This window comes from Cryobacterium sinapicolor, from assembly GCF_004403465.1.
Taxonomy (GTDB): Bacteria; Actinomycetota; Actinomycetes; order Actinomycetales; family Microbacteriaceae; genus Cryobacterium; species Cryobacterium sinapicolor.
Map to the genome: position 1 here is coordinate 40,345 of NZ_SOGQ01000050.1, position 24,227 is coordinate 64,571.

Sequence of the window (24,227 nt, forward strand, 5' to 3'; positions counted from 1 at the left end):
GGGCTACTCGGGGGCGCCGAAGACGGCCACAGAGTGCGGCGCGAGGAGCACGGCGGTCGGGGTACGGCCCTGGACCGCGTCACCGGTGGCGGCGAAGGATGCCAGCAGCGCCGGGGCATCCGTCGGCACCTCACGGGGCTCCGTGCCCAGGTTGACCAGGATCTCGGTGTCGCCGCGGCGAAGCCTCAACCACCGCTCGTTCTCGTCGACGTCGACCGCGACCCGGCCGAAGCGCGGGTCGGTGATGTCCGGACAGGACCGGCGCAGCCGGCCCAGGGCCTGGTAGAAACCGAGCAGGCGCGCGTGGGCCGGTTCGGACAGCTCGTCCCAGTCCAGCACCGACCGCTCGAACGTGGCCGGGTCCTGCGGGTCGGGCACTAGGGCCGGGTCCCAGCCCATGCGCGCGAACTCGCCGATCCGGCCGGTGCGCACGGCCTCGCCGAGTTCGGGTTCCGGATGCGACGTGAAGAACTGCCAGGGCGTGCTCGCTCCCCACTCCTCGCCCATGAACAGCATGGGCGTGAACGGTCCGAGCAGGGTCAGCGTGGCTGCGATCGCCAGCTGCCCGGTGTCGAGGGTCGCGCTGAGGCGGTCGCCCGTGGCCCGGTTGCCGATCTGGTCGTGGTTCTGGTTGGCGACGACGAGGCGCCAGGCCGGCATCCGCGCCGTGTCGATCGGGCGCCCGTGGGTGCGCCCGCGGAAGCTGGAGAAAGTGCCGTCGTGGAAGAACCCATGGGTGAGTACCTTCGCGAGGGCGCCGAGCAGCTCGAAGTCGGCGTAGTAGCCGGTGGTCTCGCCGGTCACCGCCACGTGCACGGCGTGGTGGAAGTCGTCGCTCCACTGGCCGGTGAGCCCGTAGCCGCCGCTGTCCCGCGGCGTGATCAGCCGGGGGTCGTTGAGGTCGGACTCGGCGATCAGGCTGAGCGGACGCCCGGTGGTGGCGATCAGCACATCGACCTCGGTGGCGAGCTCCTCGAGCAGGTGCAGCGCGTGATCGTCCCGCAGGGCGTGCACCGCATCCAGGCGGAGCCCGTCGACGTGGTAGTCGCCCAGCCACATCAGGGCGTTGTCGATGATGTAGCGGCGCACCGGGTCGGAGTCGGGGCCGTCGAGGTTGAGCGAGGAACCCCAGCCGGTGTCGCCTGCCTCGTTCAGATAGGGGCCGAACTGCGGCAGGTAGTTGCCGCTCGGGCCGAGGTGGTTGTAGACCACGTCCTGGATGACGCCGATGCCGGCCTGGTGGCAGGCGTCCACGAACCGCTGGTAGGCGGCCGGTCCGCCGTAGCCCTCGTGCACGGCGTACCAGAGCACGCCGTCGTAGCCCCAGTTGTGGGTGCCGTTGAAGGCGTTGACCGGGAGCAGCTCCACGAAGTCGACACCGATCGAGGCCAGGTGCGCCAGCCGGCCCGCCGCGGCGTCGAGGGTGCCCTCCGAGGTGAAGGTGCCCAGGTGCAGCTCGTAGATGGTGCTGCCGGCCAGCTGGCGGCCGGTCCAGTCGCCGTCCTGCCAGACGTGAGCGCCGGGATCGAACGTGCGGCTCTTCGCGTGCACGCCATTCGGCTGGTGCCGGGAGCAGGGGTCAGGGAAGGGTCCCTGGCCGTCGATCAGGAACCCGTAGTCGACGCCGCGCGCGGCCGGCTCGGCCGGCGGGCGGGGTGCGTGCCACCATCCGTCGCCCCGCGCGGTCATCGCCAGCGTCTGGTCGGCGAGTTCGACCGCCACGGCCGAGGCGTGGGGAGCCCAAACTTCGAATTCAGTGGGCATGGTCGGCGCTTTCCAGGTCGTTCGTGCGGGCGGGCTCGGCGCTGTCCTGGCCGTCGGCGGTGTCGGCGCTGTCCTGGCCGTCGGCGGGCACCAGCAGGGCCACCGGGTATCGTCGCAGCAGGGCGGCCACGCTGACGGTTCCGCCGGGGTGGCGTTCACCGGTCAGCAAGTCGACGACCGGGCGGCCGGACAGGACCACGGTCGTGTCGTCCCAGCCGCCCCCGGCCGCGAGCCCGAGCGGCAGCCGGGTGGCGACGGTGACCGCGCCGCCGCGGTCGAAGGCGATCACGTGGGCGGCGGCGGTGCCGAACGCGGCGACCGGGCTGTGCCGGAAGAAACGTTCGGGATGGTCGCGGCGCAGCCGGAGGGCACGCGTGGTGACCAGCAGTTTCGCGGCGCCGGTCTCGTCGACGGGCGGCAACCAGCCGTCGTTCACCCGGGTCAGGTAGCCGCGCCGCAGGTCGTAGTCGACCGGGCGGCGGTTGTCGGGGTCGACGAGGGACGTGTCCCACAGCTCGGTGCCCTGATATACGTCGGGCACGCCCGGGGCCGTCAGCTGAACGAGCTTGTTGGAGAGAGCGTTGCTCCAGCCGGCGGCGCGCACCCGGTCGACGAACGCGGAAAGCGTCTGCGTGACCGCGGGGTCGTCGAAGGAGGCGGTCACGAGGCCCCGCATCGCCGCCTCGAACTCCGCGTTCCGGCTGGTCCAGGTGGTCGAGGTTCCGGCCTCCCGTGCCGCCTTCTCCGCGTAGGCGATGAGGCGTTCCGGTGTGGCCGGCCAGGATCCGACGATGGCCTGCCAGAGCAGGTTCTCGAAGGGGGCGTCACCGAGGGGGGCGGCCGCGCGCAGGGTGCGCAGGGTGTTCTCCCATTCCACGGGAATCTCGGCCAGGACCGAGATGCGGGCGCGGACATCCTCGCTGCGTTTGGTGTCGTGGGTGGAGAGGGTCGTCATCGAGGCCGGGAATGTGGCCAGGCGGATCTGCTGGCGCCGGTGGAACTCGTCCGCATCGACCGCGAACTCCCCCGGGTCGGCGCCGACCTCGTTGAGCGAGGTGAGCCGGCTGAAGCGGTAGTAGGCGGTGTCTTCGACGCCCTTGGCCATCACCATGCCCGAGGTCTGCTGGAAGCGCACGGCCAGCGGATGCCCGGGGTCGCCAAGAAGCGGAAGGAGACCCGAGATCGCGCTCACGAGGTCGGGCCGGTGGCGGGCAGCTTCGGCGGCGGCGTGGCTCAGCTCGTCGATGCCCACCGGGAGATAGGAGCGGTAGACCGGGAAGCAGGCCAGGAGCTCGGCCAAGGCGTCGACGGTGGCAGGATCGACGGCCGCGGTGGTGGCGGGCACGAGTCGGGCCAGCCGTACGACCTCCGCCTGGAGGGTGTGGTCGGCGATGACGCGCTTCCGTGCGTGCACCAGGTCGGCCCAGTTCGCCGGCGGCGCATCACCGGTCGGCGCGGCGGCCTCGGCCTGAAGCCGGGCCTCGAGCGCGTCGAGCGCGCGCTGTCCGGCCGGGTCGACGAGCAGCCGGTCGAAGTCGGCGAGGGCGTCGTAGCCGGTCGTGCCGGCGGTGGCCCAACCGGTCGGCAGCTGCTCGTCACCCTCGAGGATCTTCTCGACGAGCACGTAGGCCCCGTCGGTGGCATCCCGCAACCGGTCGAGGTAGCCGCCCGGATCGGCGAGGCCGTCGGGGTGGTCGACCCGCAGCCCCTGAACGAGGCCGTCCTGCACCCAGCGCACGATCTCCCGATGGGATTCGTCGAAGACCCACGGCACCTCCACCCGGAGCCCGGCCAGGGTGTTCACGGAGAAGAAGCGCCGGTAGTTCAGCTGCGCGTCCGCGCGGCGCCAGTTGACGAGTTCGTAGTGCTGGCGGGAGTGCACAGCCCTGCCGTCCGCGCCGTCATCGGCGGTGCCGGGAGCCAGCGGGAACCGGTTGTCGTAGTAGTGCAGCTCGTCGCCGACCACCTCGAGGCGGTCGAGCTCGCTCCGGCCGTCCGCGTCGTCGCCGAGCACGGGCAGCAGGATCCGGTCGCCGTTCGCGGCCCAGTCCACGTCGAAGGCCTCCACGTAGCGCGACGCGGGGCCGTTTTGGAGCAGGTTCCACCACCAGTGGTTCCGGTGCGGGGTCGCGACGCCCATGTGATTGGGCACGATGTCCACCAGGATGCCGCGCCCGGCATCCGTCGCGGCCGCCGCCAGTCGGGTGAGCGCCTCGGCACCGCCACGAACCGGGTCGATCCGGGAGTGGTCGACCACGTCGTAGCCGTGGTCGGAGCCCTCCTCCGCGGCGAGGAGCGGGGACAGGTAGAGCCAGTCCGCGCCCAGCTCGTTCACATAGTCGAGCACTCCCTCGGCGGCGGCCAGGTCGAAGGCGGCCGTGATCTGAAGGCGATAGGTGCTGAGCGGAATCCTCACGGCTGGACCAGGTGCGCCGGGTCGACCACGGAGATGGACCCCGTCATCAGTCCGGATAGGGAAGCCGCGACGGAGTGGTCCGGCGCGGTTTCCGGGGAATGGTACGCCCGCAGCACCACGAGCGACCGCGACGTGACCGTGTGCAACGACCCGGCGGGCCGCGGAATCGCGTCGGCGCCCTCCCCAGCCGTGTCGACGACGATCTCCCACGCCGGGGCGTATTCGGCCGAGGGCAGGGTGAACTCGACATCCTCGGCGTCCGCGTTGAAGCAGACCAGGAAGTTGACGTCGGTCACCGGCTGCCCGCGCGCGTCGCGCTCACGGATGCCGTCGCCGCTGAGGAACATGGCGACCGTGCGGGTGAGGTGCTCGTCCCAGTCCTGGGACTGCATCTCCTTCCCGTCGGGGGTCAGCCAGACGAGATCGCTCATCGGGTCGCCCACGGTGCGGTGGCCGGGGTGGCCGTTGAAGAAGCTGCTGCGGCGGAAGGTCGGGTGTTCACGGCGCAACCGGGATACGGCGGCCGTGAACTCGATCAGCGGGTTGTCCGCGTCCGACCAGTGGATCCAGCTCAGGTCGTTGTCCTGGGCATAGGTGTTGTTGTTGCCCTTCTGCGTGCGGCCGAGCTCGTCACCGTGGAGGATCATCGGCACGCCCTGCGACAGGAGCAGGGTGGCCACGTAGTTGCGCTGCTGGCGGGCCCGCAGTTCCAGGACCTCCGGGTCATCCGTCGGCCCCTCGACCCCGGAGTTCCAGGACCGGTTGTGCGATTCGCCGTCCTGGCCGTTCTCACCGTTGGCGTCGTTGTGCTTCTCGTTGTAGGAGACCAGGTCGGAGAGGGTGAACCCGTCGTGCGCGGTGACGAAGTTGATCGACGCGACCGGGCGGCGGCCGGAGTGCTCGTAGAGGTCCGCGGAGCCGGTGATGCGCGAGGCGAACTCGCCCAGCGTCGACGGTTCTCCGCGCCAGAAGTCACGCACGGTGTCGCGGTACTTCCCGTTCCATTCCGTCCACTGGGCCGGGAAGTTGCCGACCTGGTAACCGCCGGGGCCGACGTCCCACGGCTCGGCGATGAGCTTCACCTGGGAGACCACCGGGTCCTGCTGCACGAGTTCGAAAAAGGTGGAGAGCTTGTCGACGTCGTAGAGGTCGCGGGCCAGGGCCGAGGCCAGGTCGAATCGGAAACCGTCCACGTGCATTTCGAGAACCCAGTAGCGCAGCGAGTCCATGATCAGCTGCAGCGAGTGCGGGTGGCGCACGTTCAGGGTGTTGCCGGTGCCCGTGTAGTCCATGTAGTAGCGCTTGTCGTCGTCCATAAGGCGGTAGTACGCCTCATTGTCGATGCCCTTGAACGAGATCGTCGGACCGAGGTGGTTACCCTCCGCGGTGTGGTTGTAGACCACGTCGAGGATGACCTCGATGCCCGCGTCGTGCAGAGAACGCACCATCCCCTTGAATTCCTGCACCTGGTTGCCCAGGTCGCCGGTCGAGGAATACGCGTTGTGCGGGGCGAAGAACCCGATGGTGTTGTAGCCCCAGTAGTTGTTCAGGCCCTTTTCCTCGAGGGTGCCGTCGTTGACGAACTGGTGCACCGGCATCAGTTCGATCGCGGTCACGCCGAGTTTCTGCAGGTGGTCGATGACCGACGGATGCGCCACGCCGGCATACGTGCCGCGCTGGCCCTCCGGCACCGCGTCCTGCAGCTTGGTGAGGCCCTTCACGTGGGCCTCGTAGATCAGGGAGGCGCTGTAGGGCGTGCGCAGGGGTCGGTCGCCCACCCAGTCGAAGAACGGGTTGACGACGACGCCGAGCATCATGTGCGGGGCGGAGTCCTCGTCGTTGCGCGAATCCGGGTCGCCGAAGTTGTAGGAGAACAGGGACTGGTCCCAGTCGATGGTGCCGCAGGTGGCCTTGGCATAGGGGTCGAGCAGGAGCTTGTTGGGGTTAGCCCTGCTGCCCGCGGCGGGGTTGTAGTCGCCGTGCACGCGATAGCCGTAGCGCTGTCCCGGCTGGATCAGCGGCAGGTAGCAGTGCCAGATGAACGCGCTGGACTCGACCACTTCGATGCGGGTCTCAACGCCCTGTTCGTCGAAGAGGCAAAGTTCAACGCGGTGGGCGGCTTCGCTGAACAAGGCAAAGTTCGTGCCGCTGCCGTCATACGTTGCGCCGAGCGGGTACGCAGTACCGGGCCAGGTTTCCAAAGAGTGCTCCTCGTGCTGTGGGTCTGGTCTTGTCGGCACACCGACCGCGCCGGTATGCCCACAAGTACGCTACAGTCTGCCGGGCCCCCCTGACGCCCGATCGGGTGTCACGGGCGCCCGATCGGGGTATCGTGCCGCGGTGAATGCGGTCGTGATCTTCGCTCCGTCCCCGGTTCTCACGGCGGCCCTCCGCGGCCGGGTCAGAGTCGTCAGCGAGCGCCGGGGTCATGTCAGGAGGTCGGGTCACTTCACGAGGTCGGCGGCGCGATCGGCGGCCACCAGCTCGCGCACGAGCGGCGCCACCTCGGTGCCGTAGAGCTCGATGCTGGTCATCAGCTTCTCGTGGGAGAGCGTGCCGAGGCTGTACTTGAGGTCGAAGCGGGAGAGCCCCAGACCGATCGCGGTGGCGGCGATTTTGGTGGCCACGGTCTGAGGTGAGCCCACGAAGAGGGCGCCGTCCGGGCCGGCGTCGTGTTCGAAGCGTTCCCGGGTGACCGGACCCCAACCGCGCTCTCGGCCGATCCGGTTCTGCATGGCGGCGTAGTGCGGCCACATTTCCTCGCGCGCCTGGACATCCGTCGCGGCGACATAGCCCGGCGAGTGTTCGCCGATCGGCCGGGTCGGCTTCTCGAACTGAGCCAGGGCACGGTGGTAGAGCTCGACCAGAGGCACGAAGGCCAGGGGCGAGCCGCCGATGATGGCCAGCATCAGCGGCAGGCCGTAGTGCGCCGCACGCACGACGGACTGCGGGCTTCCGCCCACGCCGATCCAGGTGGTGAGGGCTCCGGAGTCCGTCGGCGGGAACACCCTCTGGTTTCGCAGACCACCCCGGGTCTCGCCCGACCAGGTGACGGGCTCCTCCGTGAGCAGCTCGGTGAATAGGTTGAGCTTTTCCTCGAACAGCAGCTCGTACTGGTCCGACTCCAGGCCGAACAGCGGGAACGACTCAGTGAAGGAGCCGCGGCCCAGGATAACCTCTGCGCGTCCGTTCGAGACCGCATCGAGGGTGGAGAAGCGCTGGAAGACGCGCACCGGGTCGTCCGAGCTGAGGACGGTGACGGCGGACCCAAGACGGATGCCGGTGGTCTGCCCGGCGATCGCGGCGAGCACCACCTCGGGGGCGGAGACGGCGAAATCTTCCCGGTGGTGCTCACCGATCCCGAAGAAGTCGAGGCCCACCTGATCGGCCAGCACCCCCTCGGCCACCACGTTGCGCAGCGTCGCCGCCTGGGACAACCGGGCCCCAGAGGCGTCGAAGGTGACGTCGCCGAAGGTGTCCAGCCCGAGTTCGAACTTTTCTGTCATCTGGTGCGTGCTCCTCGCGAAGGTCCGTACATTCGCCACAAAGTCTATGCAAATGCATTCAAAGACGAAACCGCGGCCCGCCCCTGAATATTCCGGGCCCGTGCGAAGGTTCGCGGCGCAGGTGGTGGACGCGGGCGCACTGTAGAACGTACGCCGGCTGTTACACGGTGCGCGACGACGGAGGTGGGGGGCGCCGCGGGCGCGCCGTCGCGAGGGGGGCAGAATGGGGTCAGGCGCCATCACCGGTCGCCCCGGCGACAGGAGATCCCCCATGACCGAACACGAATTGATTGCGCTCTGGACCAAGGCCCGCTGGCACATCATCGTGTCCCAGCTCGCACCGACTTTCCTGCTCACGGCCCTCGTGGCCTTCCTGTCCCTCGGTCTGGCGGAGTCAGCGCTGAGTGTGCGCATCGCGGCCGCGGGCATCCTGCTGGCCTCGGGCATTCTCGGTGCGCTCGCTCAGATCGCGTCGGCGAACGAGGGCCTCTTCATCGTCGCGGATCTGCGCGCGCTGCCCGCCAGCAGCGCCCTCGGCCGCGGCGTCGTCGCCTCCGCGCCCTGGATCAACGTCGTGCGCTTCGTGACCCCGGCGGTCTTCGTGGTCGTCTACATCGCGCTCCTGGCCGCCCTGTTCCTGCCGTTCGCTTAGCTAATTACCACTACATCTAGGCATGGTCGGCATGTCGACCACAAGATGTGGTGGAGTCGAGGCGTAGGGTGGGCTCGAACGGACAGACTCGAATCCTTGAGTCTGCCGCGGAAGCCACCAAGGACGAACACGCATGACACCGCAACACCACGCACCGCTCGGCATCATCAAGCGCACCGGCGCCACTGCTCCCTTCGACGCAGAGCGGATCCGGGCCGCCGTCTCCGGCGCCGCCGCCGCCGCGGGTGAGATGACCGGCGACGACGCAGGCCTGGTAACCGACACGGTGATCGCGGCGCTAGCCGAGCTCGGCCGGGAATACCCGACCGTGGAACAGGTGCAGGATCTCGTGGAGCAGACCCTGCTCGCGAAGAAGTATGCGGCGACGGCCCGGGCCTACATCGCCTACCGCGACCAGCACGCCCGGGACCGCGACGTCACGCGCACCACCGTGGATGTGAGCACGTCCATTAATGAGTACCTCGACCGCTCCGACTGGCGCGTCAACGCGAACGCGAACCAGGGCTACTCCCTCGGCGGGCTGATTCTGAACACGGCAGGGAAGGTCGTCGCGAATTACTGGCTCGCGAACGTCTACAGCGCCGAGATCGGCAAGGCGCACCGTGAGGGCGAACTGCACATCCACGACCTCGACATGCTGGCCGGCTATTGCGCCGGCTGGTCGCTGCGGGTGCTCCTCGAAGAGGGTCTGAACGGTGTTCCGGACAAGGTCGAGTCCACTCCCCCGAAGCACTTCTCCTCGGCGATCGGCCAGATCGTCAACTTCCTCGGCACCATGCAGAACGAGTGGGCCGGCGCGCAGGCATTCAGCTCCTTCGACACCTACATGGCGCCGTTCGTGCGCCTCGACAAGCTGAGCTATGCCGAGGTGCGCCAGGGCATCCAGGAACTCATCTACAACCTCAACGTGCCCTCCCGCTGGGGCACCCAGACGCCGTTCACCAACCTCACCTTCGACTGGGTCTGCCCAGAGGACCTGCGCGAGCAGGTGCCCGTGATCGGTGGGGTGGAGCAGGACTTCGCCTACGGCGACCTGGCAGAGGAGATGGCCGTGATCAACCGGGCGTACATCGACGTGATGACCGCGGGCGACGCCAGCGGCCGGGTGTTCACCTTCCCCATCCCGACCTACAACATCACCGAGGACTTTGACTGGGAGTCGGAGAACGCCGACCGTCTCTTCGAGATGACCGCCAAGTACGGCACACCCTACTTTCAGAACTTCATCAACTCGGAACTCAAGCCCAACCAGATCCGCTCGATGTGCTGCCGCCTGCAGCTCGACCTGCGCGAGCTGCAGAAGCGCGGCAACGGCCTGTTCGGGTCCGCCGAGCAGACCGGCTCGCTCGGCGTCGTGACCGTCAACTGCGCCCGCCTCGGCTACACCCACCGCGGCAACGAGGCCGGGCTGCTCGCCGATCTCGACCGCCTGCTCGACCTGGCGAAGGACTCCCTGGAGCAGAAGCGCACCGTGATCGACCAGCTGATCGTCGATGGTCTGTTCCCGTACACGAAGCGTTACCTCGGCGCCGGTCTCCGCAACCACTTCTCCACCATCGGGGTCAATGGCATCAACGAAATGGTGCGCAACCTGACCGAGGACCTGCACGACATCACCTCCGACGAGGGCCACGCCATCGCCGTGCGGCTACTCGACCACGTGCGCACGCGCATGGTCGAGTTCCAGGAGGCCACCGGCAACATGTACAACCTGGAGGCCACCCCGGCCGAGGGAACCACCTACCGGTTCGCGAAGGAAGACCGGAAGCGATTCCCGGACATCCTGCAGGCCGGCACCGACGCGAACCCGTACTACACCAACTCGTCCCAGCTGCCGGTGGGCTTCACCGACGACCCGTTCGAGGCCCTCGACCGCCAGGACGAGTTGCAGATCAAGTACACCGGCGGCACCGTGCTGCACCTGTACATGTCGGAGAAGCTCTCCACGGCCGCGGCCTGCCGCGAGCTCGTCAAGCGCTCCCTGTCGACGCACCGGCTGCCCTACATCACGGTCACGCCGACGTTCTCGATCTGCCCCGACCACGGCTACCTGGCCGGCGAGCACCCGAGTTGCACGGTCTGCGGCGGCGTCTGCGAGGTCTGGACCCGGGTGATGGGCTACTTCCGTCCGGTCAGCTCGTTCAACATCGGCAAGAAGGGCGAGCACGCCGAGCGCACGCACTTCGTCGAAGCGGCGATGTCCCGGTGAGCACCCCGGCGAGCGCGGACGACCTGCAGATCGCGGGACTCGTGGCCCTGTCCACCTGCGACTGGCCCGGCAAGCTCGTGGCGACCGTGTTCCTCCAGGGCTGCCCCCTGGCGTGCACGTACTGCCACAACCCGGACCTGCTGGACCCGCGCGCGCCGGGAAGCATCCGTTGGCAGGAGGTGCGCGAGCTGCTGGCCAAGCGGCACGGCCTACTGGACGGAGTGGTCTTCTCGGGTGGGGAGCCCACCCGTCAGGCCGGTCTGGCCAGCGCCATGCGGGAGGTCAGAACCCTCGGCTTCGGTGTGGGCCTGCACACCGCGGGACCGTACCCGACCCGGTTCCGCGAGGTGCTGCCGCTCTGCGACTGGGTGGGCTTGGACATCAAGGCACCGGAGGAGCTGTACGGGGCGGTGACCGGGGTGCCATCGGCGGCCGAGAAGGCATTCGCCTGCCTGCGGGTGGCGCTCGACGCACAGGTGGACCTGCAGGTACGCACAACCGTCGACCCGATGGTCATGTCCCCGGGCGACGTGGCGGGGCTCGGCGCCACGCTGACCGCCCTGGGCGTGCGGGAGCACGTGCTGCAGACCGTGCGGTCCGAGGGTGCCCGCCCCGAGTTTGCGGCCCGGCTGAAGGCCCACCTGGAGCGTCTCGGCTAGCCTGCGTCGGCACGTCGACGAGGCTATACCGCGTCGAGGTAGAGCCAGCGCCGGTCCAGGCGGACGAACCGGCTGACCTCGTGCTGTTGCGAGGTGGCGCCGCCGGACCTGCTGTACGCGATGAACTCCACCACCCCCTCGGTGTCGAACGGACCGCCCTGCGCGGTGCGCACGATCTCGAGGCGGAGCCAGCGCGCGTCGGCGTCGAGTTCCAGCGCCTCCGGACGGGTGCGCGGATGCCACGTCGCGAGCAGGTAGTCCGGCTCCCCCACCGCGAAGGCCGCGTACCGGGAGCGCATCAGAGCCTCAGCGGTGGGCGCCAGCGCCTCCCCGCGGTGGAACCGGCCGCAGCACTCGGAATACGGGTTGCCGCTCAGGCAGGGGCACGGCCGGGGTCGGGGCGGGCGCTCTACGGGGGTCGAAGTCTCTGGCACCCCTCCAGTATCGGGCAGTCCCGGTCTCGCAGCGCCGCCAGCGGACGCTAGGACCCGGTCAGTTCGGTCTCGTACTCCTGTTCCGTCGGCTGGGACTCGTGGTTCAGCCGGCGGCTGAGTTCGCCCCACCAGCGGTGGAGGCAGATCGAGAGACCCGCCCCGCCGGGGAGACGGCGGTTTAGGAATGCCGGTCGAAGGAGCCTAGAGTCGGCGCACCATGAATGACATTGCGATCGGCAGATACAGACATTACAAAGGCAACCCCTACGAGGTTCTGGGAGTGGCCCGGCACTCCGAGACCGATGAAGACTTGGTGGTCTACACCGCCCTGTACGGGGAACGAGGGCTGTGGGTGCGCCCACTGGCCATGTTTCTGGAGTCCATCACCATCGACGGCGCGGACGTTCCCCGCTTCGCCCTGGTCGAGAGCGAAGAGCAGCGTTCGTAATCACCGGAGACCGGAAAAAGCAGACCTGCGTCACACAGAACAGGCCCCGACCGAAGTCGGGGCCTGTTCTGTGTGACACTGTTTCACACTGATTGGTGGATCCGAGGGGATTCGAACCCCTGACCCCCTGCATGCCATGCAGGTGCGCTACCAGCTGCGCCACGGACCCAGATTGTGTTTCGGAACTTCCCCGAAACAACTTCTCTAGGCTACTACACGATTCGCCTGCTGCGTACCACCGCTATTCGGCAGCGTTGTGAGCTGGCAGCTCGATGGGGATGATCGGGCAGTCTTTCCAGAGCCGCTCGAGCGAGTAGTACACGCGCTCTTCCTCGTGGAAGATGTGCACGACGAGGTCGCCGAAGTCGACGAGGACCCAGCGACCCTCGGCACGTCCTTCGCGACGAAGCGGCTTATGCCCGGCCTCAGTCATCTTGTCTTCGATCTCACCGGCGATGGCCACCACGTTGCGCTCGGAACGCCCTGTGACGATCAGGAAGATATCGGTGAGAGGAAGGGGATTGGACACGTCGATTGCGACAAGGTCCTCCCCCGCTTTCGAGTCTGCGGCGGCGGCGGCCACCTGGAGGAGCTCGAGAGCATGGGCAGAAGCGGTCATCGAATGAATCCCTGAGTTAGTAAGAGCGAAACGGATGGCATTAGAAAATATTGAGGACGTAGCCGGCCACGATCAGGGCCAACACGCCGAAGGCAAGGACGCCGGCAGTGACAGTCAGGACGGCCGGAACGGTCAGGCCCGGCTTTTTCGGCGGAGCCATGACGCCGCGGGTCGACGCGTGCGTGCTGACGGCTCGGCTCGCACTGACGGGGGCGACGTCGCTGTGGTGTCCACCCTCGTCGAGCTGGTCGAGCATCTGGTCCATGTCGGACGAGTCGAAGACGTTCGGGAGAGATCCGGTGGAACCGAGGCTGCGGGGCAGGTCGATCGACCCGGTGACCATGATCTCGCCGGTACTCGAGAGCGGACCCGACGTGGATCCCTGGTGCGGGATCGATGGCAAGATCAGGGCGTTGGTCGTGGTGGGGATGCCGCCGGCGCTGATGCCGCGCGCCACGATCTGATCGAACGGCTCAAGCTGCGTCACACCGGGAACGTGGTCGTCGACCTCGTCGCGGGCCAGCGACCAGTGCCCGACGGGCGGGTGCAGCACGCCGGGACGGGACTTGACCTTGGTGCGTGGGGAAGCCTCAACCAGGAACTCGACGGGCGGCGCCACCTTGGCAGGGGCGACCGGAACGTGCAACGCATCAATGGCGAACGGGTACGACGTCGCCTCGGGAGCGGACACGGTGGAGATCGTGGCCGGGGCCGGGCTGACGACGCTCTCGGTATGGACGTCGTGTTTCAGCTGGTGTGCGCCGGAATCATCGACCCGAGCGGCCTGGAGTGCGCGCAACTCACGTCGGGTGAGGGTGCTGTGGTCCTGCGTCTGGACAGTGCGCGGCGGGACGTCAACCACGCGGGGTGCGAACGCGGACGGCCGGGCCGAGGGGACATCCGTCGACTGGGCGGATTCGAGGGGCGCTGGTTCGAGAGGCGCGGGTTCGAGAGGCGCGGGTTCGAGGGGCGCGGGTTCGAGGGGAGCCGGCGCCGAGGGAAGAGCCGATTCAACGGTGAACTGCTCGTTCCGACTTGCCAACTCGCGCGCTTGCCGACGCGTCAGTGGCTGCGGGTCATTACCCAACGTCATGCCACACTCCGATACAGATGGTGCTTTGAGATGTACTGGACAACCCCATCGGGGACCAGATACCAGACCGGGAATCCCCGATTCACACGTTCCCGGCAGTCCGTGGACGAGATGGCCAGAGCCGGAACCTCCAGTAAGCTTACGTCCTGGTTGGGCAATCCCGAAATAGTGAGCTCGTGTCCCGGACGACTCACAGCCACGAAATGGGCCAGGTCCCAGAGTTCCTGGACGTCTTTCCAGCCCAGGATCTGTCCCATGGCATCGGCGCCCGTAATGAAGAAAAGCTCCGCTTCGGGGCGTTCGGCGTGCAGGTCACGCAGGGTGTCGATCGTGTACGTGGGCCCGGTGCGGTCAATGTCGACCCGGCTCACGGTAAACCGGGGATTGGATGCGGTGGCGATGACCGTCATGAGGTACCGGTGCTCGCTTTCGGTCACATCCGCCTTCTGCCACGGCTGCCCGGTGGGCACGAAGACGACCTCGTCGAGGTCGAAGCTCTGCGCCACCTCGCTGGCGGCCACGAGGTGCCCGTGGTGGATGGGGTCGAACGTGCCGCCCATCACGCCGATGCGCGGTGGGCGTGCCCCGGGGGTATCGATGCTCGAAGCTTTACGTCTAGTGGTCGCTGCGCGCGCCGCCGTGGGCGTCGGCGTAGGCCTTCGCCTTGGCCTGGTGCCGGTTGGCGACATCCCGGTAGGACCAGACGACGAAGCCGAGCGCGGCGAAGACCACGAGCCCGATCACACCGTAGAGGAAGATGGGCATCGGCAAAGCGACGTGCCCGGTCTCAGCCAGCACAACGGTCAGGAACGACATGGGGTTCTCCATTCAGGGACACACAAGGCAAGAGGATGCGCCGCGGCCAACAGTCTAGCGGGGGCCTATGCGCGCACCTGGCCGGAGCCGCGCACGATCCACTTGGTGCTGGTGAGTTCGGGCAGACCCATCGGCCCGCGCGCGTGCAATTTCTGGGTGGAGATGCCCACTTCGGCTCCGAAACCGAACTCTCCGCCGTCGGTGAACCGAGTCGAGGCGTTGACCATGACCGCCGCGGAATCCACTTCTCCGAGGAACCGGTCGGCATTGACGATGTCGTTGGTGATGATCGACTCGGTGTGCCCGGTCGAGTAGCGGCGGATGTGCGCGATGGCGTCATCGAGGGAGTCGACGACCGCGACGGCCAATTCCAGGCCCATGTACTCGGTGGACCAGTCCTCCTCCGTGGCCGGCACAGCCGCGGGGTAGATCTTCCGCACGCGCTCGTCTCCGTGCAGGGTGACCCCGGACTCTGTCAGCTTCGCCAGCACGGCCGGCAGGAGCCGGGCGGCCGCGGCCTCATGCACGAGCAGGGTCTCGAGGGCGTTGCAGACACTGGGACGCTGCACCTTTGAGTTGTGCACGATGTCGACGGCCCATTCCAGGTTCGCCGACTCGTCGAGGAAGATGTGCACGACACCGGCCCCGGTCTCGATCACGGGCACGGTCGACTGGGTGACGACGGCCTGAATCAGGCCGGCACTCCCGCGCGGGATCAGCACGTCGACGTGGCCACGGGCCTGCATCAGCTCGGTGGCGCCGGCGCGGCCGAACGGATCGATGGTCTGCACGCACGCTGCCGGCAGGCCCACCTGCGAGAGTGCGGCCTGGAGCAGTCCGACCAGCACCCGGTTGGTGTTCTCGGCAGCGGATCCGCCCCGCAGGACGACGGCGTTGCCGCTCTTCAGAGCGATGGCTGCGATGTCGACGGTGACGTTCGGGCGCGCCTCGTAAATGACGCCGACGACGCCGAAAGGCACGCGCACCTGGCTGATCCGCACGCCGTTCGGCAGACTGGACCCACGCACCACCTCACCGGCGGGATCGGTGAGCAGGCTGATCTCGAGCACGGCGTCGGCGAGGGCGTCGATGCGCGCGGCGTCGAGGGTGAGCCGGTCGAGCAGGCCCGCGGAGAGGCCGTTCTCTGTGCCGGCGGCGAGATCCTGGGCGTTGGCGGCCAGAATCTCGGACGCGCTCCCCCGCAGGGCGGCGGCGATTCCGTGCAATGCCTTGTTCTTCAGCCCGGTCGGCGTCGTGGCCAGGGTGCGGGCGGCGGCACGGGCGGCTTCGAGGATCGGGGTGATCTGGGGTGACTCGGTCTGCGGCATGCCGGTAGTTTACGGCAGCGCGGGTGCGAACCAGGTTCCGACCGGGTCGCCGCGAAGCGCCTCGGCCACCAGACCGGTGGAGGTGAGCAGCACTGCGGTGCCGGCCTCGGCTGCGATTCGTGCGGCCGACACCTTGGTGTCGGCGCCCCCGGTGCCCACGCCCGAGCGGCTGCCGCTGAGTTCGACACCGAGCATCGGGTCTCCGAACGGAACAGTGTCGATGCGCTCCGCACCGGGCAGGTGCGGCGCGCGGGTGTAGAGGGCGTCGACATCGCTGAGCAGCACCAGCAGGTCGGCAGCGATGAGCGTGGCGACCAGAGCGGCCAGCCGGTCATTGTCGCCGAAGCGGATCTCATGGGTCGCCACCGTGTCGTTCTCGTTGACGATCGGCAGGATACGCAGGCCGAGCAGGCGGTCCATCGCCCGGTGGGCATTGCCACGGTGCGAGGGGTTCTCCAGATCGCCGGCAGTGAGGAGCACCTGGCCGGCGACGATGTCGTACCGGTCGAGGCTGTCCTGGTAGCGGAAGATGAGGAGGTTCTGGCCCACGGATGCCGCAGCCTGCTGGGTGGCCAGGTCGGTCGGCCGCTCGTCGAGCTGCAGGTAGGGCATGCCCGTGGCGATGGCCCCCGAGGAGACGAGGACGATCTCCGCGCCGCGCCCGTGCGCGTCGGCCAAAGCATCGACGAGCGGAGTGATCTGTGCGACGTTCGCGCCGCTGATCGACGACGAACCGACCTTCACGACGATGCGCGCGGCCGACGCGACCTCGTGCCGGCCGAGTGCGTTCACAGAAGCGCTCGGCCGGGCGCGGTGGGCATCGGTTCGAACCAGGTGCCGCACGAGCCGCCGCGGAGGGCGTCGGCGGCCAGGCTCGTCTCGGTGACAAGAACGGCCGTTCCGGCGGAAGCGGCCAGTCGGGCCGCCTTCACCTTGGTGTTCGCCCCGCCGGTTCCCACGTTGCCGGCACCCTTGTTCGTCCCGAATTCCATACCGCCCAGTCCCTGGTCGAACCCGATGAAGTCGATCGGTTCGGCGCCGGGCAGGTGCGGGGGCTTGGTGTAGAGCGCGTCCACGTCGCTGAGCAGGAGCAGGAGGTCGGCGCGAATGAGCACCGAGAGCATGGCGGCCAGCCGGTCGTTGTCGCCGAAGCGCAGCCCGTAGGTGGCGACCGTGTCGTTCTCGTTGACGACAGGCATGATGCGCAGTTCGAGCAGCCGGTTCACCGCGCGCCGGGTGTTGCTGCGATGCGGCTCGTTGAGGAGGTCCCCCTCCGTCAGCAACACCTGTCCGGCGGCGATGCCGAACCGGTCCAGCGTCTCCTGGTAGCGGGCCGTGAGCACGTTCTGGCCTACGGAGGCGGCCGCCTGCTGGGTTGCCAGGTCGGCCGGCCGCTCGTCGAGATTGAGGTAGTCCATGCCGCTCGCTACCGCGCCGCTGGAGACCAGAACAACCTCGACGCCGCGTCCGTGCGCCTCGGCCAGGGCCTCGATCAGTGGCGCGATCTGCTCGGAGTTGTCGCCGCTGATCGACGAGGAACCGACCTTCACGACGATGCGCCGCGCGGAGGCGACCTGGGCGCGCGCGCGGTTGCTCATTCGGCCCCGTTCTCCTTGCGGGGCGACACCGGGACTGAGCCGTCGCCGGTCAGGGTGTCGCCGTTGTACTCTTCCTCGCCGGTCGACCACATTCCGGCCTCGCGCTCCCGGATCAGCTCGGCGCGGGCGGCTGCCTTGGCGTCCATCCGGCCGAAGTACTCCTCGCGGCGTTCGTTGCTGGTGCGACGCTTGGAGTCGTCGAGACGGGTGTCGGTTCCACGCGGGGCCGTGATCAGTTCGGCCGTCGAGGTGAGGGTCGGCTCCCAGTCGAAGACCACGCCGTTGCCCGGCCCGATGATGACCGTCGAGCCGGCGATGGCTCCGGCCTTGAACAGCTCGTTCTCGATTCCGAGCTTGGCGAGGCGATCCGCCAGGAAGCCGACGGCCTCGTCGTTCTTGAAGTCAGTCTGCTGCACCCAGCGCTCGGGCTTGGAGCCGATGATGCGGTAGATGTTGCCGAACGAGCCACCCTCGACCTTGACGACGAAGCCGCTGTCGTCGACGGGCTTCGGGCGGATCACGATGCGCGGTTTGACGGCCTGCGCCGCGGCAGCCTCGACCCGGCCGGCCTCGACGGTCTCGGCCAGCGCGTAGTTGAGCTGCTTGAGACCCTCGTGGCTGACGGTCGAGATCTCGAACACGCGGTAGCCGCGCGCCTCGAGGTCAGGCTTCACGAACTCCGCGAGCTCGCGGCCCTCGGGAACGTCGATTTTGTTCAGGGCGATCAGCTGGGGGCGCTCGAGGAGCGGCTTCTGGCCGTCGGGTACCGGGTAGGCGGCCAGTTCGCCGAGGATGACGTCGAGGTCGCTGAGCGGGTCGCGGTCGGGGTCGAGCGTGGCGCAGTCGAGGATGTGCAGCAGCGCCGTGCAGCGCTCCACGTGTCGAAGGAACTCAAGGCCGAGGCCCTTGCCCTCGCTGGCGCCCTCGATCAGGCCGGGCACATCGGCGACGGTGTAGCGCACCTCGCCTGCGTCCACGACGCCGAGGTTGGGGTGCAGGGTCGTGAACGGGTAGTCCGCGATCTTGGGGCGGGCCGCCGAGATGGCAGCGATCAGACTGGACTTGCCGGCCGAGGGGTAACCCACGAGCGCGACATCCGCCACGGTCTTGAGTTCGAGCTGGATGTCGCCTTCCCAGCCGTAGGTGCCGAGGAGGGCGAAGCCGGGGGCTTTGCGCTTGAGGGAGGCCAGAGCTGCGTTGCCGAGTCCGCCCTGTCCGCCGGGCGCGACGACGATGCGGAAGCCCGGTTCGGTCATGTCGGCGAGTTCGTTGCCCTCAGCGTCTTTCACCACGGTGCCCAGCGGCACTGACAGCTCCATCAACTCGCTGCCGAAGCCGGCGCGGTGGTCACCCATGCCGGGGCCACCGTTCGCGGAGCTGCGGTGCGGGGACCGGTGGTAGCCGAGGAGGGTCGTCACGTTGGGGTCGGCGACGAGCACGATGTCGCCGCCGCTTCCGCCGTTTCCGCCGTCGGGGCCGGCGAGAGGCTTGAACTTCTCACGCTTGACGGAGACACAGCCGTTCCCTCCGTTGCCTGCTCGCAGGTGGAGAGTGACGTGGTCGACAAACGTGGCCATGGGGGTGCCCCTTTCAGGTGGCGAAAAACTCAGTGGTGCCGCAATCAGTGGCTCCGTTGATCTCTCGGTGCCGGGTGTGCCGTAAAACACGCAAAGGGCGAGCCGAAGCCCGCCCTCACGCTTACCGAAGTGGAATGCCTAAGCGGCAGCCACCACGATGTTGACGACCTTGCGGCCGCCCTTGGCGCCGAACTCAACCGAGCCGGGCTCGAGAGCGAAGAGCGTGTCGTCGCCACCACGGCCGACGTTCACGCCGGGGTGGAAGTGGGTTCCACGCTGACGGACGATGATCTCGCCCGCGCTGACAACCTGACCGCCGAAGCGCTTCACGCCGAGGCGCTGGGCGTTGGAGTCGCGACCGTTGCGAGTGGAACTCGCGCCTTTTTTATGTGCCATCTGTTCTGCTCCTCAGGGCCTAGGCGATGCCGGTAACCTGAACGCGAGTGAGCTCCTGACGGTGCCCCTGACGCTTCTTGTACCCGGTCTTGTTCTTGAACTTCTGGATGACGATCTTCGGACCACGGAGGTCGTTCAAGACCTCGGCGGTAACCGTGATCTTTGCCAGTGACTGCGAGTCAGAGGTGATCGTGTCGCCGTCGACGAGAAGCACAGCGGCCAGCTCGACGTTGCCGTCCTTGTTGGCTTTGATTCGGTCCATCGTGACAATGGTTCCGACCTCTACCTTTTCCTGCCGCCCACCGGCGCGCACAACTGCGTAAACCACGTTACGTACCTATCTCTGGGGAGCCGTGAGGCCCCGTGATGGAAAGTTACTGCTTTGAACAGGCCAAGTCGGCCGGTCGCTTTCAGAAAACTTCGGTGATCGCGGGGGCAAAGGCCCATCGCACACCAAGAGCCAACGTTAGCCGATCCTGCCGCAACGGTCAAACCGAGGCCGGATCATAGACTCGGGTGATGACCGTGCTGATCGACTCGCCCATGTGGCCCGCGCATGGCACCGTCTGGTCCCATCTTGTCAGTGATTCGTCCCTGGCCGAATTGCACGCGTTCGCCGCCCGGAACGGCATCCCCCGCCGTGGCTTCGACCTGGACCACTACGACGTGCCGGCTCACCGCTACGACGCGCTGGTGGCCGCGGGGGCGCATCCGGTGGGCAATCGGGAACTGGTGCTGCGGCTGCGTGCCAGCGGCCTGCGCGTGAGCGGGCGGGACCGCCCGATTCACCGCCTTCCCCCGGAGTCCTGAGCTGCCCCTGGGGCGTCCCGGACTGCTCGCGGAGGCCGCACCTCGGGGCTTCCCGAAGGACGTCCCGGAGGGCCTGACGAGATGGGGCGACCGGCGGCGCCCTGACCCGTGGGCCATGCACTGCCGGTCGCCCGGTCGACTCGATTCGTCCCTGCGGGGACTCTCGTTACTGCTGGGAATCCGGCGACGCCGTCACGATCGGCTGGGCCGATCCGGTGGATCCGCCTGCCGTCGTCACCCGACGGCTGCGCGAACGACCCTGTCCGGGCTGCTTGGGCTCGGGCAGGGCGTCCAGCACCGAGTCCAGCAGCTGGTCGGTGACCTGCTTGCTGACCGTGCGGCGGCTCCGCGAGGACTTCTTGACCGGGATGTCCAGGATGGCGACGGACTCGTCGTCGTCGGGCCGGACCACCTTGGACGTGGCCGGCACCTCGACCGGAGTCTGCTGCACCGGCACCACCGGGGCCTGCGGCGTCTCCGTGACAACGGGCTCTGCGACCCGCTGGCGGGGCGTGGAGGAGGCCCTACGGCTGCGGCGTGCCGGCGGGGACGACGTCTCGGCCGCTGCCGCATCGTTCACGGCCGCCTCGATCGGGTTGGTCGGGGCGGACGACGCCTCAACGGATGCCGCCGGGGCGGCCGTCGTCGCCACGGCAGCCGAATCCGGCTGCGCCTCGGGCAGGGTGATGATCGGGATCGAGCCGGTGAGGGCGCGCGGGATGGTGCGCGCGGCGATCAGCGCGAGAGCGTTCTTGGCGTCCTCGGTGATGCCGTGGGTGCCGTTGGCGCCGTGGGTGGACCTGCCGGCGTCGACCTGCGGCGCACTCGCTGTGCCGGAGCTGCCGGAGCTGCCGGAGTTGCCTGAGTTGCCGGAGTTGCCGCCGCGGTGCCCGTTGTCCCCGCCGGAATTGTTGCCAGTCTTGTTGCGCGGGCGACGCTCCATGGCCGGCTGAGCCGTCTGGCGGTGCTTGAGCACCGGGTCGTGGTGGATGACGATGCCGCGACCGGCACAGGCTTCACAGTTTTCGCTGAACGATTCCAGCAGGCCCAGGCCCAGCTTCTTACGGGTCATCTGCACGAGTCCGAGCGAGGTGACCTCGGCGACCTGGTGCTTGGTGCGGTCCCGGCTCAGGCATTCGAGCATGCGGCGCAGCACGAGGTCACGATTGGTTTCGAGGACCATGTCGATGAAGTCGACGACGATGATGCCGCCGATGTCGCGCAGGCGGAGCTGGCGCACGATTTCTTCGGCCGCCTCGAGGTTGTTCTTCGTGACGGTCTCTTCGAGGTTTCCACCCGAGCCGACGAACTTGCCGGTGTTGACGTCGACGACGGTCATGGCCTCGGTGCGGTCGATCACGAGGGAACCGCCGGACGGCAGCCAGACCTTGCGGTCGAGGGCCTTTTCGATCTGCTCTGAGATGCGGTACTCGTCGAAGGCGTCGACCTCGCCCTGGTAGCGCTCCACGCGCTCCACCAGGTCCGGTGCGACCTGACGCAGGTAGGCCTCGATGACCTCACGGGATTCCTCGCCCGAGATGACCATCTTCTGGAAGTCCTCGTTGAAGACATCCCGCACGATCTTGATCAGGAGGTCCGGTTCGCTGTGCAGCAGGGCTGGAGCCTGCACCGTGTCGACCTGCTTGGCGATGGATGCCCACTGCGCGGTGAGCCGGTTGACGTCGAGTGTCAGCTGCTCATCGGTGGCCCCCTCGGCCGCGGTGCGCACGATGACGCCCACGTTCTCGGGCAGAACCTCCTTGAGGATCTTCTTCAGGCGGGCCCGCTCGGTGTCGGGCAGCTTGCGGCTGATCCCGTTCATCGAGCCGTTCGGCACGTACACGAGGTAGCGCCCCGGCAGGGACACTTGACTGGTGAGGCGCGCGCCCTTGTGGCCGATCGGGTCCTTGGTGACCTGCACGAGCACCTTGTCGCCCGGCTTGAGTGCGAGCTCGATGCGACGGGTCTGGCTGCTGTTGCCGGAGTTCCCGGCGGCGGCCTCCCAGTCGACTTCACCGGAGTAGAGCACAGCGTTGCGGCCGCGTCCGATGTCGACGAAGGCGGCTTCCATGCTCGGCAGTACGTTCTGCACCTTGCCGAGGTAGACGTTGCCGATCAGCGAGGCATCCTGGTTCTTGGCGACGTAGTGCTCGACCAGCACGCCGTCTTCCAGCACACCGATCTGGATCTTGTTGTGCTTGGCCCGCACGACCATGACCCGGTCGACGGATTCGCGCCGGGCGAGGAACTCGGCCTCGGTGATCACCGGGCGGCGACGACCGGCATCGCGGCCGTCACGGCGGCGCTGCTTCTTGGCCTCGAGGCGGGTCGATCCCTTGATGCGCTGGGGTTCGGTGATGAGTTCGGGTTCGCGGGGCGGACGAACGCGAACGACTGTGTTCGCCGGGTCGTCGGATCCGGATCGGCTTTCGTCGCCGGTGCGGCGGCGGGCGCGACGGCGAACGGTCGACGACTCGTCGCCCTCGTCGGCGTGGTCCTGGCGCTGGTCGGGCCGGTTGTCCTGGCGTTGGTCCTGGCGCTGGTCCTGACGGGTGTCCTGACGGGTGTCCTGACGAGTGTCCTGACGAGTGTCCTGGCGAGTGTCCTGGCGAGTGTCCTGGCGCACGGTGTCGCGCCGCACTCCGGCACGCGCCGGCAGCGGCACGATGACCGGAGCCTGGAACACCAACGAGGTGGACGGGCGGCGAACCACTTCGGCGGTCGGGGTGGGCGGCGGCGTCGGTTCCACGGCAGCGTCCTGTTCTGAGTCGGGGGTTCCACCGAACAGAGCGGCGGCTGCCTGCTCGGTCACGGCATCGTCGGTGTGGACGGGGGTTGTCAGCGGTGCTGCAACGGGCTCGCTCGTCGCCGAGGCGACAGGCACGTTCTCCGGAACAGTCACCGGGGTGGCAGCCCTGCGGGAGGTGCGGCGGGCGCCGAACAATCCCTTGCGTTTCTTGATGTTTTCGTTGTCTTCCACCATCACTGGTGCGCTCCTTGACCGGTTTGGGCGACCGCGCCACCCATCCGGCTACTCTCTCGTGCGAGGATCACGCTTGCGCGAAACCCTCGGGAATCCTCATCGTTCGCAACCGGCTCTTGGCTCTGGCTGCTAATACCTTTGGTCGTGGGACCAATGAATCTGGGCTTTTACGGCCCATAAAGACTTCTTTGGCGTCAACTTAAGCGCGGCTCAAGCAACTGTTTCGATTATCGCATGCATTCTCAGGAACACGCGCGAGGCACATGACATAATCCGGGGGTGTCCTTCACCCCGCCCGTCAAGCGCCCCGTCGGGCTCGCCATCTTCTTCATCGTCGGTGGTTTGATCGCCCTCACCGCGGCCTTTCTGCTGACCATCGATAAGTTCGCCATTCTCGAGGACCCGCAGGCGCAGCTGTCCTGCAACTTCAGCGTGCTGGTGGGCTGCAGCACCAACCTGGGGTCGTGGCAGGGCGCCATTCTCGGGTTCCCCAACCCGGTGATCGGCCTGATGGCCTGGCCGGTCGTCATCACGACGGGTGCCGCGATCCTAGCCGGAGCACGCTTCGCCCGCTGGTTCTGGATCGGGCTGAACGTCGGCGTCACCGGCGCCCTCGCCTTTGTGATCTGGCTGATGGCGCAGAGCTTCTTTGTGCTCGACGTGCTCTGCCCGTGGTGCATGGTGACCTGGACGATCACGATCCCGATGTTCCTGGCAGTGACGCTGCACAACCTCACGGTCGGCAACCTCCCCGCGGGGCCGCGGGTGCGACGCGCCGCATCCGTCGCCTACTCCTGGATAGCCGTGATCACGATCGTCTGCTACCTGATCGCCGCCGTCATCGCCCAGGTTGAGATGGACTTCCTGAACCGCCTGTAGTGGCGGGCGCTGGTCGAGC

Annotated in this window: 22 protein-coding genes and 1 tRNA gene; 6 read left to right on the forward strand and 17 right to left on the reverse strand. The window is 67.9% G+C overall.

Going from position 1 to position 24,227, the window contains the following annotated elements:
• Nucleotides 1–3: 3 nt before the first annotated feature.
• The 4 genes from treZ to E3T28_RS10135 form a co-directional block, all read right to left on the reverse strand.
• Nucleotides 4–1,764, reverse strand: a complete 1,761-nt coding sequence (gene treZ, locus E3T28_RS10120; protein ID WP_134430506.1) for a malto-oligosyltrehalose trehalohydrolase — start codon at nucleotides 1,762–1,764, stop codon at nucleotides 4–6.
• Nucleotides 1,754–4,180 (reverse strand): malto-oligosyltrehalose synthase, encoded by a 2,427-nt coding sequence (gene treY, locus E3T28_RS10125; protein ID WP_134430509.1) that lies wholly within the window; start codon nucleotides 4,178–4,180, stop codon nucleotides 1,754–1,756. The genes treZ and treY overlap by 11 nt, the downstream gene beginning before the upstream one ends.
• Nucleotides 4,177–6,381, reverse strand: a complete 2,205-nt coding sequence (glgX, locus tag E3T28_RS10130; protein ID WP_134430512.1) for a glycogen debranching protein GlgX — start codon at nucleotides 6,379–6,381, stop codon at nucleotides 4,177–4,179. Before glgX ends, treY begins: the two co-directional genes overlap by 4 nt.
• A 243-nt stretch (nucleotides 6,382–6,624) precedes the next feature.
• On the reverse strand, nucleotides 6,625–7,686 hold the full coding sequence (locus E3T28_RS10135) for an LLM class flavin-dependent oxidoreductase (protein ID WP_134430515.1): 1,062 nt from the start codon (nucleotides 7,684–7,686) through the stop codon (nucleotides 6,625–6,627).
• A 271-nt stretch (nucleotides 7,687–7,957) separates the two neighbouring features.
• On the opposite strand from E3T28_RS10135, the gene E3T28_RS10140 reads away from it, so the two are divergent.
• From E3T28_RS10140 to E3T28_RS10150, 3 genes are all read left to right on the forward strand, one after another.
• On the forward strand, nucleotides 7,958–8,338 hold the full coding sequence (locus E3T28_RS10140; RefSeq protein ID WP_134430518.1) for a hypothetical protein: 381 nt from the start codon (nucleotides 7,958–7,960) through the stop codon (nucleotides 8,336–8,338).
• Nucleotides 8,339–8,471: 133 nt separating this feature from the next.
• Nucleotides 8,472–10,568, forward strand: coding sequence for a ribonucleoside triphosphate reductase (locus E3T28_RS10145; RefSeq protein WP_134430521.1), 2,097 nt, complete (start codon nucleotides 8,472–8,474; stop codon nucleotides 10,566–10,568).
• Nucleotides 10,565–11,227, forward strand: coding sequence for an anaerobic ribonucleoside-triphosphate reductase activating protein (locus E3T28_RS10150; RefSeq protein WP_134430524.1), 663 nt, complete (start codon nucleotides 10,565–10,567; stop codon nucleotides 11,225–11,227). Before E3T28_RS10145 ends, E3T28_RS10150 begins: the two co-directional genes overlap by 4 nt.
• Nucleotides 11,228–11,250: 23 nt before the next feature.
• Here E3T28_RS10150 and E3T28_RS10155 read toward each other — a convergent pair whose 3' ends face one another.
• Entirely contained in the window at nucleotides 11,251–11,661 is a 411-nt protein-coding gene (locus E3T28_RS10155) for a YchJ family protein (RefSeq protein WP_166786987.1), read from the reverse strand.
• 217 nt (nucleotides 11,662–11,878) lie between these two features.
• Here E3T28_RS10155 and E3T28_RS10160 point away from each other — a divergent pair, with 217 nt between their 5' ends.
• The gene (locus tag E3T28_RS10160) at nucleotides 11,879–12,109 is read left to right on the forward strand and encodes a DUF1653 domain-containing protein (protein WP_134430527.1); all 231 of its coding nucleotides are present in this window, start codon (nucleotides 11,879–11,881) and stop codon (nucleotides 12,107–12,109) included.
• Nucleotides 12,110–12,202: 93 nt separating this feature from the next.
• On the opposite strand, the gene E3T28_RS10165 is transcribed toward E3T28_RS10160, so the two are convergent.
• The 11 genes from E3T28_RS10165 to rplU form a co-directional block, all read right to left on the reverse strand.
• Nucleotides 12,203–12,278: transfer RNA gene (locus E3T28_RS10165), tRNA-Ala, on the reverse strand.
• A 72-nt stretch (nucleotides 12,279–12,350) separates the two neighbouring features.
• Nucleotides 12,351–12,728, reverse strand: coding sequence for a ribosome silencing factor (gene rsfS / locus E3T28_RS10170; protein ID WP_134430530.1), 378 nt, complete (start codon nucleotides 12,726–12,728; stop codon nucleotides 12,351–12,353).
• Nucleotides 12,729–12,768: 40 nt separating this feature from the next.
• Nucleotides 12,769–13,821 carry a hypothetical protein gene (locus E3T28_RS10175; RefSeq protein WP_166786988.1) on the reverse strand — a complete coding sequence of 351 codons (1,053 nt, stop codon included), beginning with the start codon at nucleotides 13,819–13,821 and terminating at the stop codon, nucleotides 12,769–12,771.
• Nucleotides 13,818–14,381, reverse strand: coding sequence for a nicotinate-nucleotide adenylyltransferase (gene nadD / locus E3T28_RS10180; protein WP_134430536.1), 564 nt, complete (start codon nucleotides 14,379–14,381; stop codon nucleotides 13,818–13,820). Before nadD ends, E3T28_RS10175 begins: the two co-directional genes overlap by 4 nt.
• A 55-nt stretch (nucleotides 14,382–14,436) precedes the next feature.
• Nucleotides 14,437–14,637: a hypothetical protein gene (locus E3T28_RS10185; protein ID WP_134430539.1), complete on the reverse strand. Its 201-nt coding sequence runs from the start codon at nucleotides 14,635–14,637 to the stop codon at nucleotides 14,437–14,439.
• 65 nt (nucleotides 14,638–14,702) lie between these two features.
• Nucleotides 14,703–15,965, reverse strand: a complete 1,263-nt coding sequence (locus E3T28_RS10190; RefSeq protein WP_134430542.1) for a glutamate-5-semialdehyde dehydrogenase — start codon at nucleotides 15,963–15,965, stop codon at nucleotides 14,703–14,705.
• A gap of 9 nt (nucleotides 15,966–15,974) precedes the next feature.
• Nucleotides 15,975–16,757 (reverse strand): glutamate 5-kinase, encoded by a 783-nt coding sequence (gene proB / locus E3T28_RS10195; protein WP_134430545.1) that lies wholly within the window; start codon nucleotides 16,755–16,757, stop codon nucleotides 15,975–15,977.
• A complete protein-coding gene (gene proB / locus E3T28_RS10200) occupies nucleotides 16,754–17,563 on the reverse strand; it encodes a glutamate 5-kinase (RefSeq protein ID WP_134430548.1) in 810 nt (269 codons plus the stop codon). The genes proB (E3T28_RS10195) and proB (E3T28_RS10200) overlap by 4 nt, the downstream gene beginning before the upstream one ends.
• Entirely contained in the window at nucleotides 17,560–19,140 is a 1,581-nt protein-coding gene (obgE, locus tag E3T28_RS10205) for a GTPase ObgE (RefSeq protein WP_134430551.1), read from the reverse strand. The genes proB (E3T28_RS10200) and obgE overlap by 4 nt, the downstream gene beginning before the upstream one ends.
• Before the next feature lie 138 nt (nucleotides 19,141–19,278).
• On the reverse strand, nucleotides 19,279–19,536 hold the full coding sequence (gene rpmA, locus E3T28_RS10210) for a 50S ribosomal protein L27 (protein WP_104169636.1): 258 nt from the start codon (nucleotides 19,534–19,536) through the stop codon (nucleotides 19,279–19,281).
• A gap of 19 nt (nucleotides 19,537–19,555) precedes the next feature.
• The gene (gene rplU, locus E3T28_RS10215; RefSeq protein ID WP_104103412.1) at nucleotides 19,556–19,864 is read right to left on the reverse strand and encodes a 50S ribosomal protein L21; all 309 of its coding nucleotides are present in this window, start codon (nucleotides 19,862–19,864) and stop codon (nucleotides 19,556–19,558) included.
• Nucleotides 19,865–20,055: 191 nt separating this feature from the next.
• On the opposite strand from rplU, the gene E3T28_RS10220 reads away from it, so the two are divergent.
• Complete coding sequence (locus tag E3T28_RS10220) at nucleotides 20,056–20,346, forward strand: DUF4031 domain-containing protein (RefSeq protein WP_134430554.1); 291 nt, start codon at nucleotides 20,056–20,058, stop codon at nucleotides 20,344–20,346.
• Between the two features lie 166 nt (nucleotides 20,347–20,512).
• Here E3T28_RS10220 and E3T28_RS10225 read toward each other — a convergent pair whose 3' ends face one another.
• Nucleotides 20,513–23,329 carry an Rne/Rng family ribonuclease gene (locus E3T28_RS10225; RefSeq protein ID WP_134430557.1) on the reverse strand — a complete coding sequence of 939 codons (2,817 nt, stop codon included), beginning with the start codon at nucleotides 23,327–23,329 and terminating at the stop codon, nucleotides 20,513–20,515.
• 279 nt (nucleotides 23,330–23,608) lie between these two features.
• On the opposite strand from E3T28_RS10225, the gene E3T28_RS10230 reads away from it, so the two are divergent.
• Complete coding sequence (locus E3T28_RS10230) at nucleotides 23,609–24,208, forward strand: vitamin K epoxide reductase family protein (RefSeq protein ID WP_241979282.1); 600 nt, start codon at nucleotides 23,609–23,611, stop codon at nucleotides 24,206–24,208.
• Nucleotides 24,209–24,227 lie beyond the last annotated feature (19 nt).